A 16,330-nucleotide genomic window follows, 5' to 3' on the forward strand; every position below is an offset into this window, starting at 1 on the left:
TTATACCCGGCCTAACAGATGAGGGTTCAGAGCAGCACCACATCGTATTGCTCCTGGGAGTACATGGTCTCGACCTGAAACTTGATGGTGCGACCGATAAAGGCCTCCAGATCGGCGACATTGCCCGACTCCTCGTCGAGCAGGCGGTCGACCACCTTCTGGTTGGCCAGCACCCGGTAGCCCTCGGCCTGGTAGGCCCGAGCTTCGCGCAGGATCTCGCGGAAGATTTCGTAGCAGATGGTTTCCGCGGTCTTCAGCTTGCCGCGGCCCTGGCAGGCACTGCAGGGCTCGCAGAGCACCTGCTCGATGCTTTCGCGGGTGCGCTTGCGGGTCATCTGTACCAGGCCCAGCTCGGTGATGCCGATGATATTGGTCTTGGCGTGGTCGCGTTCCAGCTGCTTTTCCAGGGTGCGCAGTACCTGGCGCTGGTGCTCCTCATCTTCCATGTCGATAAAGTCGATGATGATGATCCCACCCAGATTGCGCAGGCGCAGCTGGCGGGCGATGGCCGTGGCCGCCTCCAGATTGGTCTTGAAGATGGTTTCTTCCAGCGTACGGTGGCCGACGAAGGCCCCGGTGTTGACGTCGATAGTGCTCATCGCCTCGGCCGGATCGATGATCAGATAGCCGCCGGACTTGAGCGGCACCTTGCGTTCCAGGGCGCGCTGGATCTCGTCCTCGACGCCGTACAGGTCGAAGATCGGCCGCTCGCCGGGGTAGTGCTCGAGGCGGTCAGCGATTTCCGGCATCAGCTCAGCGACGAACTGGGTGATTTTCTGGAAGGTCTCCCGGGAGTCGACGCGGATCTTCTCGATCTTCGGGTTGACCAGGTCGCGCAGGGTGCGCAGCGCCAGGGACAGATCCTCGTAGATCACCAGCGGCGTCGGGCCGACCTTCATCTGCGTGGCGATCTGCTCCCACAGGCGGCGCAGGTAGCGGATATCGGCGAGGATCTCCTCGGCCCGAGCCCCATCGGCAGCGGTACGCAGGATAAAGCCGCCGGCTTCCTCGATGCCTTCGGCAGCCACACAGTCGGCCACCACCTGCTTGAGGCGCTCGCGCTCGGCTTCGTCCTCGATCTTCAGCGAGATGCCGACATGGGCGGTGCGCGGCATATACACCAGGTAGCGCGAGGGAATCGACAGCTGGGTGGTCAGGCGCGCGCCCTTGGTGCCGATCGGGTCCTTGGTCACCTGCACCACCAGGCTCTGGCCTTCGTGGACCAGGGCGCTGATGCTTTCCACCGCGCTGCCTTCACGGCTGGAGATTTCCGCGGCATGAATAAAAGCCGCGCGCTCCAGGCCGATATCGACGAAGGCCGCCTGCATCCCCGGCAATACCCGCACCACCTTGCCCTTGTAGATATTGCCGACGATGCCACGCTTCTGCGTACGCTCGACGTGCACTTCCTGCAGCACGCCGTTTTCCACCAGCGCCACACGCGATTCCATCGGCGTGATATTGATCAGAATTTCTTCGCTCATGGCTCTATCTCTTGTCCGGCGAAGCAGCAAGCCGGGGAACGCATACCTTCAGCACTCACCCGCGACCCGCAACCTCTTGACTGTGAACCGGCAACGACTGCCAGCACGGAATGGCAAATTCTTCGAGCAGCTCGGCGGTTTCGCAGAGGGGCAAGCCCACTACTGCCGAATAACTGCCCTGCAACTGGCTGACGAACACTGCCGCCAGCCCTTGAATCGCGTAACTGCCAGCCTTGTCCTGGGGCTCGCCGCTGGCCCAGTAGGCGGCAATTTCCTCGGCGCGCAACGGCCGAAAGCTCACCTGACTGCTGACCACCCGCACGGCAACCCGCGCAGGGCTAACCAGAGCCACGGCCGTCAGCACCTGATGGCTGCGCCCGGACAGAGCCCGCAGCGTCGCCTGGGCCTCGGCCGCATCGGCGGGCTTGCCCAGAATACGCCCATCCAGCACCACGGCCGTATCGGCACCGAGCACCACGGCATCCAGTGGCTGGCTCAACGCGGCCAGACCGGCCTGCGCTTTCGCCCGCGCCAGACGCTCTACATAGGCGACTGGCAGCTCATCTGGCAATGGATTTTCATCAATGGGGACGATTTGGCTGAGAAAGGGCACGCCAATCTGCGTCAACAATTCACGTCGACGCGGCGAACCGGATGCCAGATAGAGCGTGGCCATGCAGACTTCTCCCTGTCGGATAAGCGCAAGGCCCGCAGGCCCTGCTCAATTGACGCCAATGCGTCGCTGCAACCCCCGCAGGATCGCGCAGACCCAGGGCCAGAGCAACGCACTGACCAGTGCGGGGAATACGAATTCGAGGGTCGGCTGACGGTTGCCGGTCAGGGCATGCAGCCACAGTTGCACCAGTTGCGCCAGGCCGAATACCACCAGCAGCACCATGCTTTGCTGCCACATGGGGAACATGCGCAAGCGCTGATGCAGGGTCAGTACCAGAAAGGTGATCAGGGTCAGCACCAGGGCATTCTGCCCGAGTAGCGAACCATTCAGCACATCGGCCAGCAGCCCCAGGCACCAGGCCGTGGTCATCCCCACGCGATGGGGCAAGGCCAGCACCCAGAAGGTCAGAAACAGCGCCAGCCACAGCGGCCGCCCCATTTCCATAAAGCGCGGCATGCTGGAAACACTGAGCAGCAGGGCAAAGCCCAGGGTCAGCCAGACCACCCACAGATTGCTCGCCCGCGTCGACCTCATTGCTCAGCCTCCACTGCAGGGGCCGGCTCAGAGACCGGGGCCGCGGCTGGCGGCGTACCCGCCTGCTGGAGAATTTCCCGGTCCAGGGCTTCCTGGGCCTGCGCCGACTCGGTGGCGCGATCCTCCGGCGAACGCGGATCGGTAAACACCAGCAGCATATAGCGGCTGCGGTTGAGGCTGGCGGTGGGCATGGCGCGCACAATGGCGAAGGGCTGACCGGAATCGTGGATCACCTCGGTCACGGTGGCCACCGGATAACCCGCCGGAAAGCGCTGACCTAGGCCCGAGCTGACCAGCAGGTCGCCTTCCTTGATATCCGCGGTATCGGCCACGTGGCGCAGTTCCAGGCGTTCCGGGTTGCCGGTGCCGCTGGCAATGGCGCGCAAACCGTTGCGGTTGACCTGCACCGGAATGCTGTGGGTGGTGTCGGTAAGCAGCAGCACCCGCGAACTGTAGGGCAGCACTTCCACCACCTGACCCATCAGGCCACGGGCATCCAGCACCGGCTGGCCGAGCAGCACGCCGTCCTGCGCACCCTTGTCGATCAGGATGCGGTGGGTGAAGGGATTGGGGTCGATACCGATCAATTCGGTGGCCAGCACCTCGTCGTCGACCAGGGCGGAGGAGTTGAGCAGCTCGCGCAGACGCACGTTCTGCTCGGTCAGCGCGGCGAGCTTCTGCAGGCGGCGCTGCAGCCTCAGCTGCTCGGTCTTGAGTCGCTCGTTCTCGGCGGTCAGTTCGCTACGCGAACTCAGGCCCTGGGTAGCACTTTCCCACAGGGTTACCGGCAGACGGCCGAGCCAGTACACCGGCTCTACGATCAGGCCGAGCTGGGTACGCAAGGGTTTGAGCACGGCAAAGCGGGCATCCACCACCATCAGCGCAACCGCTAACACGGTGAACACCAGCAGGCGTACGCCGAGCGAAGGACCTTTGGTGAATAGCGGTTTGATGGCGAGTTCCTCGTAGCCACAAGCTTCAAGTTGCTGGCGACAAACCAAAGCCGAGCCGGGGTGTATTCAGCTTGCAGCTTGTCGCCTGGGGCTTACTCGCTGGACAGCAGGTCCATGGTGTGGCGATCCATCATTTCCAGAGCCTTGCCGCCACCACGGGCCACACAGGTCAGCGGGTCTTCGGCAACGATCACCGGCAAACCGGTTTCCTGGGCCAGCAGCTTGTCCAGGTCACGCAGCAATGCGCCACCGCCGGTCAGCACCAGGCCACGCTCGGCAATGTCGGACGCCAGTTCTGGCGGCGATTGCTCCAGGGCGCTTTTCACCGCCTGGACGATGGTCGCCAGGGATTCCTGCAGCGCTTCGAGCACTTCGTTGGAGTTCAGGGTAAAGCTGCGCGGTACGCCTTCGGCCAGATTACGGCCACGTACGTCGACTTCACGCAGTTCGCCACCGGCGTAAGCGGTGCCGATTTCCTGCTTGATCCGCTCAGCGGTGGATTCACCGATCAGCGAACCGTAGTTGCGGCGCACGTAGGTGATGATCGCTTCGTCGAAACGGTCGCCGCCAACCCGTACGGATTCTGCGTAAACCACACCGTTCAGGGAGATCAGCGCGATTTCAGTGGTACCACCACCGATATCGACGACCATCGAACCGCGTGCTTCTTCCACCGGCAGGCCGGCACCGATGGCAGCAGCCATTGGCTCTTCGATCAGGAACACTTCACGGGCACCGGCACCAAGGGCCGATTCGCGGATGGCGCGACGCTCCACCTGAGTGGATTTGCACGGCACGCAGATCAGCACGCGCGGCGACGGCTGCAGGAAGCTGTTTTCGTGAACCTTGTTGATAAAGTACTGAAGCATTTTCTCGCAGACGCTGAAGTCGGCGATTACACCGTCCTTCATCGGGCGGATAGCGGCGATGTTACCTGGGGTACGACCGAGCATGCGCTTGGCCTCGGTACCGACCGCCACCACGCTCTTCTGGTTGCCGTGGGTACGGATAGCGACGACCGACGGCTCGTTCAGCACGATGCCGCGTTCGCGAACATAAATCAGGGTATTGGCAGTGCCCAGATCGATCGAAAGATCACTGGAAAACATGCCACGCAGTTTTTTGAACATGGGATAAGGACCCTAGGCAACGCGTGGGTAAAAAAGTGCGGCAAACTCTAACAACGACAGGGATTTTGAGCAAGGCACCAATATGTTAGATTGGCTGTTTTTCCGGGCTTTAAGGCCCATCATCGCGGCCTTTGACTGCCAGCTTCCATTATCCGTTCCCTGCACCCGCATGCAGGTCAACTCGTGCAAATTTCCATAGGCAGCCACCCGATTGCGCTGCTTTGTAGAGGGAGAAACCTGATGGCGCTTGAACGCTCCGAAGTGGAAAAGATCGCCCATCTGGCCCGACTGGGCCTGAATGAGGCCGATATTCCGAGTACTACCGAGACGCTCAACACGATTCTCGGCCTGATTGACCAGATGCAAGCGGTCAATACCGATGGCATCGAACCCCTGGCTCACCCGCTGGAAGCCACCCAGCGCCTGCGCGCCGACCAGGTCACCGAAGTCAATCAGCGCGAGGCTTACCAGGCCATCGCCCCGGCCGTCGAGAACGGCCTGTATCTGGTTCCGAAAGTCATCGAGTAAGGGAAACCGCCTAGCCATGTATCAATTGACCCTGGCCGAGATCGCCCGCGGACTCGCCGACAAGCAATTTTCCGCCGAAGAACTGACCCGCGGCCTGCTGGCACGCATTCAGCAACTCGACCCGCAGCTCAACAGCTTTATCACCGTCACCGAAGCGTCCGCCATTGAGCAGGCCAAAGCCGCTGACGCCCGCCGCGCCAGTGGCGAGAGCGGTGCCCTGCTCGGCGCGCCCATCGGCCACAAGGACCTGTTCTGCACCCAGAACGTGCTGACCAGCTGCGGTTCGAAGATCCTCACCGGCTTTAACGCCCCGTATAACGCCACCGTGGTGGAGAAACTCGCCGCCGCCGGTGCCGTGACCTTGGGCAAGCTGAACATGGACGAGTTCGCCATGGGCTCGGCCAACGAGTCCAGCCACTACGGCCCGGTCAAGAACCCCTGGGATCTGACCCGCGTCCCCGGCGGCTCCTCCGGCGGTTCGGCCGCAGCCGTGGCAGCGCGCCTGCTGCCAGCGGCAACCGGCACCGACACTGGCGGCTCGATTCGCCAACCCGCTGCACTGACCAACCTCACCGGGATCAAGCCGACCTACGGCCGCGTGTCGCGCTGGGGCATGATCGCCTACGCCTCCAGCCTCGATCAGGGCGGCCCACTGGCCCGCACCGCCGAAGACTGCGCGCTAATGCTGCAGGCCATGGCCGGTTTCGATGCCAAGGACTCGACCTGCGTCGATCAGCCGGTCGATGACTACCTGGCCGCACTCAGCCGGCCGTTGAACGGCCTGCGCATCGGCCTACCGAAGGAATACTTCGGCGCGGGTCTGGACGCACGCATCGGTGAGAAGGTGATGGCTGTTGTAGAGGAGCTGAAAAAACTCGGCGCCACAGTTAAAGAAATCTCGCTGCCGAATATGCAGCACGCGATTCCCGCCTACTACGTAATCGCCCCGGCAGAAGCCAGCTCCAACCTGTCGCGCTTCGACGGTGTGCGCTTTGGCTACCGCTGCGAAAACCCGGTGAATCTGGAAGACCTGTACAAGCGCTCCCGCGGTGAAGGCTTTGGTGCCGAGGTTAAACGCCGCATTATGGTCGGCACCTACGCGCTGTCTGCCGGTTACTACGACGCCTACTACCTCAAGGCGCAGAAAATCCGCCGGCTGATCAAGAACGACTTCGTCGCTGCCTTCAATGACGTCGACGTGATTCTCGGCCCAACCACGCCAAACCTGGCCTGGAAACTGGGCGAGAAGAACAACGATCCGGTCGCCGCCTACCTGGAAGACATCTACACCATCACCGCCAACCTCGCCGGCATCCCCGGCCTGTCGATGCCTGCCGGCTTCGTCGATGGCTTGCCGGTCGGTGTGCAGCTGCTCGCTCCTTACTTCCAGGAAGGCCGCCTGCTCAACGTCGCCCACCAGTACCAACAGGTCACTGACTGGCACACACAAGCTCCGGCTGGATTCTGAGGACGACTGACATGCAATGGGAAACCGTGAACCGTGGTCTGCCTGGAAATTCACGCCCAGTTCAGCGCCAGCAAGTCACTGACTGGCATCAACCAGTCCTGAGCGGATTCTAAGGAGCACTGATATGCAATGGGAAACCGTAATCGGGCTGGAAATCCACGCCCAGCTCAGCACCCAATCGAAGATTTTCTCCTCCAGCGCCATCGCCTTCGGTGCCGAGCCCAACACCCAGGCCAGCCTGGTTGACCTCGGTATGCCCGGCACCCTGCCGGTGCTCAACGCCGAAGCCGTGCGCATGGCCTGCAAGTTCGGCCTGGCAATTGACGCCGAGATCGCGCCGAGTAACGTCTTCGCCCGTAAGAACTACTTCTACCCGGACCTGCCCAAGGGCTACCAGACCAGCCAGATGGATCACCCCATCGTCGGCAAGGGCTTCCTCGACATCACCCTGGAAGACGGCACCAGCAAGCGCATCGGCATCACCCGCGCCCATCTGGAAGAAGACGCCGGCAAGAGCCTGCACGAAGACTTCCACGGCATGAGCGGCATCGACCTTAACCGCGCCGGCACGCCGCTGCTGGAAATCGTCTCCGAGCCGGATATCCGTTCGGCCAAGGAAGCGGTGGCCTATGTCAAAGCCATCCACGCCCTGGTGCGTTATCTGGGCATCTGCGACGGCAACATGGCCGAAGGCTCGCTGCGCTGCGACTGCAACGTCTCGGTACGGCCAAAAGGCCAGGCCGAGTTCGGCACCCGCGCCGAGATCAAGAACGTCAACTCGTTTCGCTTTATCGAAAAAGCCATCAACCACGAAGTGCAGCGGCAGATCGAGCTGATTGAAGACGGCGGCAAGGTGGTGCAGGAAACCCGCCTGTACGACCCGAACAAGGACCAGACGCGCTCCATGCGCAGCAAGGAAGAAGCCAACGACTACCGTTACTTCCCCTGCCCGGATCTACTACCGGTGGTGATCGAGCAAAGCTTCCTCGATGAAATCCGCGCCAGCCTGCCGGAGCTGCCGGTCGAAAAGCGCGCGCGTTTTGAGCGTGAGTTCGGCCTGTCCACCTATGACGCCGACGTACTGGCCGCCAGCCGTGAGATGGCCAATTACTTCGAGGCGGTCAATGCCGTGTGTGGCGACGCCAAGCTGGCCGCCAACTGGGTGATGGGCGAGCTGTCCAGCCTGCTCAACAAGGACAACCTGGACATCGACCAGTCGCCGGTTTCCGCCGAGCAGTTGGGCGGGATGATCCTGCGCATCAAGGACAACACCATCAGCGGCAAGATCGCCAAGATGGTCTTCGAGGCCCTGGCCGCGGGTGAAGGCGCGACTGCTGACGAAGTGATCGAGAAGAAAGGCCTCAAGCAGGTCACCGACTCCGGTGCCATCGAAAGCATGCTGGACGAAGTGCTGGCAGCCAACGCCGAGCAGGTCGAACAGTACCGCGCCAGCGATGAAGCCAAGCGCGGCAAGATGTTCGGCTTCTTTGTCGGCCAGGCCATGAAGGCCTCTAAAGGCAAGGCCAACCCCGGCCAGGTGAACGAATTGCTGAAGAAGAAACTCGAAGGCTGAGCCTTCAAATAGCAACCAATCGACGCCGGGCTTGCCCGGCGTTCGTCGATCAGGAGGAACTACGAATGCCTACTCGTAGCCCGGATGCAATCCGGGAACCCTTGCCGCCCCGGATTGCATCCGGGCTACGGACACGCTCGCTGCTGCGCAACGGCCTGATCTTCAGCGCGCTGGCCTTGCTCGCCGGCTGCGCCAGCCCGAGCCGGGTCGACACCCAGGGTTACAGCGCCGAGGGCAAAGCGTCCTACTACGGTGCCAGACATCACGGCAGAAAGACCGCCAGCGGCGAACGTTTCAACCAGCATGGCCTGACCGCTGCCCATCGCAGCCTGCCCTTTGGCACCCGGGTGCGGGTGACCAACCTGCACAACGACAAACAGGTGGTGGTGCGCATCAACGACCGCGGCCCCCACGCCAGGGGGCGAATTATCGACCTGTCGCAAAAGGCCGCAGAGCAACTCGACATGCTCCGCGCTGGCGTAGTGCCGGTGCGGGTGCAACAACTGGCGGACTGACCCAGGACAACCGTTGGCACAAATAAACATACAGCCCCCACTGGCAGCCCAACTGGGGGTGATTAAACTAGCGCCACTTTTATGGAGCCCCTTGCAATGACCCTGATGACCTTTGTTTATCTGATCGCAGGCCTGGTGCTGCTGGTCGCCGGTGCCGAGGTTTTGGTGCGCGGTGCCGCCAAGCTGGCCGCCCAGTTTGGCATTCCACCGCTGATCATCGGCCTGACCGTGGTGGCCTTCGGCACCAGCGCGCCGGAAACCGCCGTCAGCGTACAAGCTGCATTGAACGGCAGCGGCGACCTGGCCATCGGCAACGTGATCGGCAGCAATATCGCCAACGTCCTGCTGATTCTCGGCCTGACCGCTGTGGTGGCACCGCTGATCGTCTCGCGCCAGCTGATCCGCCTGGATGTGCCAATCATGATCGGTGCCAGCCTGGTGGTGTATGCCCTGGCCTGGGACGGCAGCCTTAGCCGCCTCGACGGCGCGCTGCTGTTTGCCGGCGTGCTTGCCTACACCAGCTTCCTGATTATCAGCTCGCGCCGCGACAAGACCGCCAGCGAGGACGACGAATTCGCCAAGGAGTTCGGCCTTAATGAGCCGGCCAAACCCTACGCCTGGGTAATCAATCTGGGGCTGATCATTGCCGGCCTGGTGCTGCTGGTCAGCGGCTCCAACTTCCTGGTTGAGAGCGCCGTCACCATGGCCCGCGCACTGGGCATCTCAGAGCTGGTGATCGGCCTGACCGTGGTCGCGATCGGCACCTCGCTGCCGGAACTGGCCACCTCGATCATGGCTGCCATCAAAGGCGAGCGTGATATCGCCGTGGGCAATATCGTCGGCAGCAACATTTTCAACCTGCTCTGCGTACTGGGCCTGGCCTCGATGATCTCCCCGCAAGCCATCAGCGTGGCCGCCAACGCACTGGCCTTCGACTTCCCGGTAATGATCGCGGTGGCCGTGGCCTGCCTGCCGATCTTCTTCGCCGGCTACCGCATCAACCGCTGGGAAGGCCTGCTGTTCCTCGCCTATTACGTGGCCTACACGGTCTACCTGGTACTGTCGTCGACCGGCCGACCGTTCGCCGAAGTCTTTGGTGACGCCATGCTCGGCTACGCCCTGCCGCTGACCGCCGTGACCCTGGTAATCATCGCCGGCCGCGCCTGGCACAAGCAGCGTGGCCAGGAGGTTTAGCCTGTGAGTGACAGCCACGAGCAGGGCCTGAAAGTCCGCCGCGAAGTAATGGGCGATGCCTTTGTCGACCGCGCCCTGGGTAACGCCACCGACTTTACCCAGCCGCTGCAGGACTTCGTTAACGAGCACGCCTGGGGCGGCGTGTGGACCCGCGAAGGACTGGATCGCAAGACCCGCAGCCTGATCACCCTATCGGCGCTTACTGCGCTGAAATGCCCGCAGGAGCTGAAAGGCCATGTGCGTGGCGCGTTGAACAATGGCTGCAGCGTAGAAGAAATTCGCGAAACCCTGCTGCACTGCGCGGTGTATGCCGGCGTGCCGGCGGCCATCGATGCCTTTCGCGCGGCGCAGGAAGTGATCGACGACTACCAGCAAGCCTGAAGGCAACAAAATGAAGCCGGGCACTGCCCGGCTTTTTTATGCCCGCGGGATGGCTATATCCAGCCGCCCCACTGCAACAGCAATAGCCCAAGGTTGGTGGTAACCACCGCTACCAGGGTGGTGATCACGATGATCGCCGCCGCCAGTTCATGATTGGCACCCACCGCGCGGGCCATGACGAAGCTGGCCGCCGCCGTGGGGCTGGCGAAATACAGGAAGAGGATCGCCAGATCCGCCTCGCGAAAACCGTACAGCCAGGCACCAGAAGTGGCCAGTAGCGGCAACCAGACCATCTTCATCAGGCTCGCGCTAAGCGCCGTGCCGCTGCTCTGGCGCAACGAGGCCAGGCTGAGGGTGCCGCCGATGCAGATCAGCGCCAGCGGCAGGGTCATCTGCGCAAAGTACTCGGCCGAGGTCATCAGCCAGCCCGGCAACGGAATCCGCCAGTAGGCGAAGGGAATCGCCAGCAACACACCAATAATCAGCGGATTGACCAGGATGCTCTTGCCGATGGCCAGCGGCCCGGTCTTGGCACCGGGGCTGTAGATGGCCAGGACAATGGCCGAAAGCACGTTGTAGCAAAGGATCACCACCCCACCGAGCACAGCGCCCAAAGACAGGCCGTAGTCGCCATACAGACTGGTGGCCAGCGCCAGGCCGATGATGCCGTTGTTACCGCGAAACGCGCCCTGGGTGTAAATGCCGCGATCCTCGCGGGGGATGCGCCAGATCGCCCAGCCCCAGGCCAGGGTGAAGCAGACCAGGGTGGCAACCACAAAGAACAGCAGCAGCGCCGGTTGCAACGCCGCGCTCAGGTCTGCTTTGACGATGCCGAGAAACAGCAGGGTCGGCATGGTGCCGCGAAACACCAGGCTCGAGGCCGTGTTGATAAAAGCGGTGTCGATCCAGTGCAGGCGCTTGAGCACCACGCCGAGAAACAGCATGGCGAATACCGGTGCAGTGATGGCGAGGGTTTGCTGGACGACGGCAAGCATGGCAGCCCCTGGGCAGACGATTTGCTTAGGGGGCTAATAATAGCAAGAGAAGAGGTACGACAACCTAGCACTATCCGCGCGTAGCCGGATCTTCGTCGGAGATACGATTTCGGCTGCTGCGTAGGAGATGCCCCGTCGTCCAGACGCCGCGCTGTCGCGCAGCAAACTGGGGGCAATTGCGTCTTTCGGCTTGTAGGTATCTGTAGGAGCGGGCCATGCCCGCGATGCGTTTCGCGGGCATGGGCTAGGTGCCCCCGCCGCTCCTACATCCGCTACCGGCCTCAGCGGCGTACCGGGCGCTTCTGCAATTTGCGCTGCAGGGTGCGCCGGTGCATGCCCAGGGCGCGGGCCGTGGCGGAGATATTGCCTTCATGCTCGCTGAGCACGCGCTGGATATGCTCCCATTGCAAGCGGTCCACCGACATCGGGTTTTCCGGCACCAGGGTATCCAGGTCGGCATGCTGGGTCAGCAGCGCGGCCAGCACATCGTCGGCATCGGCCGGCTTGCACAGGTAGTTGCAGGCCCCGCGCTTGATCGCCTCCACCGCGGTGGCGATGCTCGAGTAGCCGGTGAGGATCACCACGCGCATCTCGGCGTCCAGCTCCAGCAGCTTGGGCAGCAGCACCAGGCCGGAGTCGCCTTCCATCTTCAGGTCCAGTACGGCGTAGTCCGGCATATCCTGCTCAGCCAGGGCCAGGCCTTCCTCGGCGGAGCTGGCGGTGGACACCCGCAGGCCGCGGCGGCTCATGGCGCGAGCCATGACGCGGGTAAAGGTCGGATCATCATCGACCAGCAGCAAATGCGGTTGTTCTTCGCCTTCGAACAGCACTTCATCGCTCATTCGGGTAGTTCCTTACGCTCGGCCATAGGCACGCGGCAACTTCAGCTCGGTGAGCGTGCCGCCTTCTTCGTGGTTATACAGTTTAACCGTGCCGCCGGCACGGGTGACGCTGGCCTGACTGAGAAACAGGCCCAGGCCGAAGCCCTTGCCCTTGGTGGTAAAAAACGGCCGCCCCAGCTGCTCGGCAATCGCCAGTGGCACGCCCGCACCGAAGTCGCGAATGCTCAGGCGCAGCCACTGGTGATCCCAGTCCAGGCGAATATCCAGCTTGTCCGGGCAGGCATCGGCGGCGTTGTTCAGCAGGTTGAGCAGCGCCTGGCTCAGGTCGGCCGGCGGCATCATCCGCGGCGGCGCGCCACGGCCCAGGCATTGATAGCGATAGCTGGCCTCGGGACGCATCAGGTGCCAGCGATTGAGGGTGGTTTCCAGCCACTCCACAGAAGACATGTCGACCACCGCCTGACGACGATCCGCCTCGGCGGCGCGTACCAGGTGTTGCAGGGTTTCCTTGCACAGCTTGACCTGCTCCTGCAGCACCGCCAGGTCCTCCTGCAGGGTCGGCTCCTGATGCTCGCGGCGCAGCTCCTTGATCAGCACGCTCATGGTCGCCAGCGGCGTGCCCAGCTCGTGGGCGGCACCGGCGGCCTGGGTCGCCACGGCGAGCAACTGCTGGTCGCGCAAGCCTTCCTCGCGGCGCTCGGCGCGCAGCTCTTCCTGATGGCGCAACTCCTCGGCCATCTTCGCGACGAAGAAGGTGATCAAGCCGGCGGCCAGGGCAAAGCTCAGCCACATGCCGTAGATCAGCAGAATTTCCCGCGGCCCCGCGGGTAGGTCCAGGGGGTGCGACCAGACCAGCAGAAAGGTGTAACCACCCAGCGCCAGGCCGGACAGGGTGATGGTGTACAGCCAGGGCAGAGTCGCCGCAGCGATGGTCAGGGGCACCAGGTAATAGGACACGAAGGGGTTGGTCGAGCCGCCCGAGTAGTACAACAGCAGGCTATGAATGATCAGGTCACAGGCCAGTTGCCCAGCGTATTCCAGCTCCGTCACCGGCCAGGGGCCACGCAGACGCACCGCCGTAAGGAGGCACACCACCAGGGAAATACCGAGGGTGACGCTCAGCTCCAGCCAGGGCAATGGCAGCGCCCCGGACTTGTAGGCCAGGCCCACGGAGCCGGCCTGGGCGGCCAGCACCAGAATACGGATCAGGGTCAGACGCCAGAGATTTTGCCGACTGGCCGACAGCAACTGCACAGGTGCGAGCATGGGCTCTCCAAAAAACGCTCAGTCAACAAGCCGCAGGAGTATAACCAAGCCACTGTGCGCCCAACTGCGGCAACACGCCGCAGCGGGGTAATCTGAAAAATAGGGGAACCCGCTTTAACCCGTTTAATCAGATAGCACCGTCTACCCTCTGGAAAGCCGCGCATAACCCATGCGCTCATCACATAAAGGAATCGTCATGCTGCCATTGTCCCGCCTCGCCACCGCCCTGCTGCTCAGCGCCACCACCCTGTTGAGCGCCACGGCCATGGCCGAAGAGGCCCGCTACAACCAGGTTTCCCTGCGCGCCGAGGTCAATCAGGAAATCGCCCACGACCTGATGCACGTCACCCTCTACAGCGAAGCCCAGGACAGCGACCCGGCCGCCCTCGCCGCCCAGATCAGCAAGACCCTCAACGCCAGCATCGCCCAGGCGCGCAAGGTCGAGGGTGTCAGCGTCACCTCCGGCAGCCGCCACAGCTATCCGGTCTACGACGACAAGGGCCAAAAAATCACTGCCTGGCGCGAACGCGCCGAACTGCGCCTGGAAAGCGCCGATTTCAGCGCCCTGTCCAAGCTCACCGGGGAAATGCTGCAGACCCTGAAAATGGGCGGGATGAACTTCAGCATCGCCACCCCAACCCGCAAGACCCACGAAGACGCCCTGCTCAAGGACGCCGTGGCAGCCTTTAAAGCTCGCGCCCAACTGGCCGCCGAAGCTCTCGGCGGCAATGGCTACAAGCTGGTCAGCCTGAGCCTCAACAGCGGCGGTTTCCAGCCACCGATGCCGATGCGCATGGAGCGAATGAAAGGCGCGGCGATGATGGATGCGGCGGTCACTCCCGAGATCGAAGCCGGCACCAGCCAGGTCACTATCAACGCCGATGGCGTAATCGAAGTGCAGATGCCCTGAGGACCAGCGCAACGTTTGCTGCGCGTCGGCCCCAGAGAGAAGCATCACCTGCTACAAACAGAAGCAGCGCCGTTATCCGACGATAGCGGCGCTTTGCCATATTTTCCCCGCATATTTATAGAAATGCGACAACAACATACGACTGCCTCGCCATTCCTGCTCTCTCCGCGCCATGCCCCTTGCCTACGGCATACACCCTGCATAGTTTCTCCCAAGGTCTCCACAAGAGACCCCTCAGGATCAAAACCACAATAACCATGAGGTCACTATGCGTAAGAACGCCGTCATCCAGGCTTTACTCACCGCTGGGCTGATCGCCAGCACCCCACTTGCCAGCGCCGCCGGCAATCTGGTGTTCTGCTCCGAAGGCAGCCCCGCCGGGTTCGACCCTGGCCTGTACACCACCGGCACCGATTTCGATGCAGCAGCAGAAACCGTATTCAACCGCCTGAGCCAGTTCGAGCGTGGCGGCACCGCAGTGATCCCCGGCCTCGCCGAAAAATGGGACATCAGCGAAGACGGCCTGAGCTACACCTTCCACCTGCGCCCAAAGGTGAAATTCCACACCACCGAATACTTCACGCCAAGCCGCGACTTCAACGCTGATGACGTGCTGTTCACCTTCCAGCGCATGCTCGATAAAGAGCACCCCTTCCGCAAAGCCTACCCGTCGGAGTTCCCCTATTTCACCGACATGGGCATGGACGCCAATATCGCCAAGGTCGAAAAACTCGACGACATGACAGTCCGGTTCAGCCTCAACGAGATCGACGCCGCCTTTATCCAGAACCTGGCGATGAGCTTTGCCTCGATCCAGTCCGCCGAGTACGCCGATAGCCTGCTCAAGGCCGGCAAGGCCGCCGATATCAACCAGAAGCCCATCGGCACCGGGCCGTTCGTGTTCAGCCGTTACCAGAAAGACGCGGTGATCCGCTTCAAGGGCAACAAGGAATATTGGCAACCGGATGAGGTGAAAATCGACAACCTGATCTTCGCCATCAACACCGACGCCTCGGTGCGCATGCAGAAGCTCAAGGCCGGCGAATGCCAGGTCACCCTGTTCCCGCGCCCGGCGGATCTGGACTCGCTGAAAAAAGACCCGAACCTCGACATGCCCGAGCAGGCCGGGTTCAACGTCGGCTATATCGCCTACAACGTCACCCACCCGCCGTTCGACCAGCTGGAAGTGCGCCAGGCGCTGGACATGGCGGTAAACAAGCAAGGGATCATCGACGCGGTGTACCAGAGCGCCGGTCAGCTGGCGGTCAACGGCATGCCGCCGACCCAGTGGTCCTATGACAACAGCATCAAGGACCCCGCCTACAACCCGGAAAAAGCCAAGGAACTGCTCAAGGCCGCCGGTATCAAGGAAGGCACCGAGATCACCCTGTGGGCCATGCCGGTACAACGCCCCTACAACCCCAACGCCAAGCTGATGGCCGAAATGCTGCAAAGCGACTGGGCCAAGGTCGGCATCAAGGCCAAGATCGTCAGCTACGAATGGGGCGAGTACCTCAAGCGCGCCAAGGCCGGCGAACACGACGCCATGCTGATCGGCTGGAGCGGCGACAACGGTGACCCGGACAACTGGCTGGGCACCCTCTACGGCTGCGACGCGGTGGACGGCAACAACTTCTCCAAGTGGTGCCATGCCGACTACGACAAGCTGGTGAAAGCCGCCAAGCGCGTCACCGACACCGCCGAGCGCACCGAGCTGTACAAGCAGGCTCAGGTGATTCTCAAGCGCGAAGTGCCGATCACCCCGATCGCCCACTCCACGGTCTACCAGCCGATGAGCAAGAAGGTCGAAGACTTCCGCATCAGCCCGTTCGCGCTGAACTCCTTCTACGGCGTCGGCGTCAAGTAACAGCGCGCCGCACT

The 16,330-nt window shown here is 62.5% G+C and carries 16 protein-coding genes; 8 read left to right on the forward strand and 8 right to left on the reverse strand.

The annotated features are described in order from the left end of the window. Positions 1–26: 26 nt before the first annotated feature. The 5 genes from rng to mreB all read right to left on the reverse strand — a co-directional run bounded on the left by rng (position 27) and on the right by mreB (position 4,777). Positions 27–1,484 (reverse strand): ribonuclease G, encoded by a 1,458-nt coding sequence (gene rng, locus VMP31_RS12090; RefSeq protein ID WP_325507405.1) that lies wholly within the window; start codon positions 1,482–1,484, stop codon positions 27–29. 55 nt (positions 1,485–1,539) lie between these two features. Beyond that, entirely contained in the window at positions 1,540–2,160 is a 621-nt protein-coding gene (locus VMP31_RS12095) for a Maf family protein (protein WP_325507407.1), read from the reverse strand. 45 nt (positions 2,161–2,205) lie between these two features. After that, complete coding sequence (gene mreD, locus VMP31_RS12100) at positions 2,206–2,694, reverse strand: rod shape-determining protein MreD (RefSeq protein ID WP_325507409.1); 489 nt, start codon at positions 2,692–2,694, stop codon at positions 2,206–2,208. Beyond that, a complete protein-coding gene (gene mreC / locus VMP31_RS12105; protein WP_325507590.1) occupies positions 2,691–3,647 on the reverse strand; it encodes a rod shape-determining protein MreC in 957 nt (318 codons plus the stop codon). The genes mreD and mreC overlap by 4 nt, the downstream gene beginning before the upstream one ends. Positions 3,648–3,739: 92 nt before the next feature. Continuing rightward, complete coding sequence (mreB, locus tag VMP31_RS12110) at positions 3,740–4,777, reverse strand: rod shape-determining protein MreB (RefSeq protein ID WP_108096189.1); 1,038 nt, start codon at positions 4,775–4,777, stop codon at positions 3,740–3,742. A 240-nt stretch (positions 4,778–5,017) separates the two neighbouring features. Here mreB and gatC point away from each other — a divergent pair, with 240 nt between their 5' ends. The 6 genes from gatC to pcaC all read left to right on the forward strand — a co-directional run bounded on the left by gatC (position 5,018) and on the right by pcaC (position 10,436). Next, entirely contained in the window at positions 5,018–5,305 is a 288-nt protein-coding gene (gene gatC / locus VMP31_RS12115; RefSeq protein ID WP_325507413.1) for an Asp-tRNA(Asn)/Glu-tRNA(Gln) amidotransferase subunit GatC, read from the forward strand. A 16-nt stretch (positions 5,306–5,321) separates the two neighbouring features. Next, positions 5,322–6,773, forward strand: coding sequence for an Asp-tRNA(Asn)/Glu-tRNA(Gln) amidotransferase subunit GatA (gene gatA, locus VMP31_RS12120; RefSeq protein WP_325507415.1), 1,452 nt, complete (start codon positions 5,322–5,324; stop codon positions 6,771–6,773). Positions 6,774–6,879: 106 nt separating this feature from the next. After that, on the forward strand, positions 6,880–8,346 hold the full coding sequence (gatB, locus tag VMP31_RS12125; protein ID WP_325507592.1) for an Asp-tRNA(Asn)/Glu-tRNA(Gln) amidotransferase subunit GatB: 1,467 nt from the start codon (positions 6,880–6,882) through the stop codon (positions 8,344–8,346). A gap of 65 nt (positions 8,347–8,411) precedes the next feature. Continuing rightward, the gene (locus VMP31_RS12130; RefSeq protein ID WP_325507417.1) at positions 8,412–8,861 is read left to right on the forward strand and encodes a septal ring lytic transglycosylase RlpA family protein; all 450 of its coding nucleotides are present in this window, start codon (positions 8,412–8,414) and stop codon (positions 8,859–8,861) included. Positions 8,862–8,957: 96 nt separating this feature from the next. Further along, entirely contained in the window at positions 8,958–10,055 is a 1,098-nt protein-coding gene (locus tag VMP31_RS12135) for a calcium/sodium antiporter (protein ID WP_325507419.1), read from the forward strand. Positions 10,056–10,058: 3 nt separating this feature from the next. After that, a complete protein-coding gene (pcaC, locus tag VMP31_RS12140; protein ID WP_325507421.1) occupies positions 10,059–10,436 on the forward strand; it encodes a 4-carboxymuconolactone decarboxylase in 378 nt (125 codons plus the stop codon). A gap of 53 nt (positions 10,437–10,489) precedes the next feature. On the opposite strand, the gene VMP31_RS12145 is transcribed toward pcaC, so the two are convergent. From VMP31_RS12145 to VMP31_RS12155, 3 genes are all read right to left on the reverse strand, one after another. After that, positions 10,490–11,431 (reverse strand): AEC family transporter, encoded by a 942-nt coding sequence (locus tag VMP31_RS12145; protein ID WP_325507423.1) that lies wholly within the window; start codon positions 11,429–11,431, stop codon positions 10,490–10,492. Positions 11,432–11,712: 281 nt separating this feature from the next. Beyond that, a complete protein-coding gene (locus VMP31_RS12150) occupies positions 11,713–12,273 on the reverse strand; it encodes a response regulator transcription factor (RefSeq protein ID WP_325507425.1) in 561 nt (186 codons plus the stop codon). A 12-nt stretch (positions 12,274–12,285) separates the two neighbouring features. Further along, the gene (locus tag VMP31_RS12155) at positions 12,286–13,539 is read right to left on the reverse strand and encodes an ATP-binding protein (protein WP_325507427.1); all 1,254 of its coding nucleotides are present in this window, start codon (positions 13,537–13,539) and stop codon (positions 12,286–12,288) included. Positions 13,540–13,735: 196 nt separating this feature from the next. On the opposite strand from VMP31_RS12155, the gene VMP31_RS12160 reads away from it, so the two are divergent. Both VMP31_RS12160 and VMP31_RS12165 read left to right on the forward strand, forming a co-directional pair. Further along, positions 13,736–14,449 (forward strand): SIMPL domain-containing protein, encoded by a 714-nt coding sequence (locus VMP31_RS12160; protein WP_325507429.1) that lies wholly within the window; start codon positions 13,736–13,738, stop codon positions 14,447–14,449. Between the two features lie 268 nt (positions 14,450–14,717). Then, positions 14,718–16,316: an ABC transporter substrate-binding protein gene (locus VMP31_RS12165; protein ID WP_325507431.1), complete on the forward strand. Its 1,599-nt coding sequence runs from the start codon at positions 14,718–14,720 to the stop codon at positions 16,314–16,316. The last annotated feature ends 14 nt before the right edge of the window (positions 16,317–16,330 follow it).

Origin of the sequence: Pseudomonas sp. (assembly GCF_035512415.1) — a bacterium.
In the GTDB taxonomy this organism is placed as follows: domain Bacteria; phylum Pseudomonadota; class Gammaproteobacteria; order Pseudomonadales; family Pseudomonadaceae; genus Aquipseudomonas.

What these genes read in the sequence shown, in the direction of transcription:
- rng (WP_325507405.1), bottom strand. Translation starts at nt 1,484, where the DNA reads ATGAGCGAAGAAATTCTGATCAATATCACGCCGATGGAATCGCGTGTG.
- VMP31_RS12095 (WP_325507407.1), bottom strand. Translation starts at nt 2,160, where the DNA reads ATGGCCACGCTCTATCTGGCATCCGGTTCGCCGCGTCGACGTGAATTG.
- mreD (WP_325507409.1), bottom strand. Translation starts at nt 2,694, where the DNA reads ATGAGGTCGACGCGGGCGAGCAATCTGTGGGTGGTCTGGCTGACCCTG.
- mreB (WP_108096189.1), bottom strand. Translation starts at nt 4,777, where the DNA reads ATGTTCAAAAAACTGCGTGGCATGTTTTCCAGTGATCTTTCGATCGAT.
- gatC (WP_325507413.1), top strand. Translation starts at nt 5,018, where the DNA reads ATGGCGCTTGAACGCTCCGAAGTGGAAAAGATCGCCCATCTGGCCCGA.
- gatA (WP_325507415.1), top strand. Translation starts at nt 5,322, where the DNA reads ATGTATCAATTGACCCTGGCCGAGATCGCCCGCGGACTCGCCGACAAG.
- VMP31_RS12130 (WP_325507417.1), top strand. Translation starts at nt 8,412, where the DNA reads ATGCCTACTCGTAGCCCGGATGCAATCCGGGAACCCTTGCCGCCCCGG.
- VMP31_RS12135 (WP_325507419.1), top strand. Translation starts at nt 8,958, where the DNA reads ATGACCCTGATGACCTTTGTTTATCTGATCGCAGGCCTGGTGCTGCTG.
- VMP31_RS12145 (WP_325507423.1), bottom strand. Translation starts at nt 11,431, where the DNA reads ATGCTTGCCGTCGTCCAGCAAACCCTCGCCATCACTGCACCGGTATTC.
- VMP31_RS12150 (WP_325507425.1), bottom strand. Translation starts at nt 12,273, where the DNA reads ATGAGCGATGAAGTGCTGTTCGAAGGCGAAGAACAACCGCATTTGCTG.
- VMP31_RS12155 (WP_325507427.1), bottom strand. Translation starts at nt 13,539, where the DNA reads ATGCTCGCACCTGTGCAGTTGCTGTCGGCCAGTCGGCAAAATCTCTGG.
- VMP31_RS12160 (WP_325507429.1), top strand. Translation starts at nt 13,736, where the DNA reads ATGCTGCCATTGTCCCGCCTCGCCACCGCCCTGCTGCTCAGCGCCACC.
- VMP31_RS12165 (WP_325507431.1), top strand. Translation starts at nt 14,718, where the DNA reads ATGCGTAAGAACGCCGTCATCCAGGCTTTACTCACCGCTGGGCTGATC.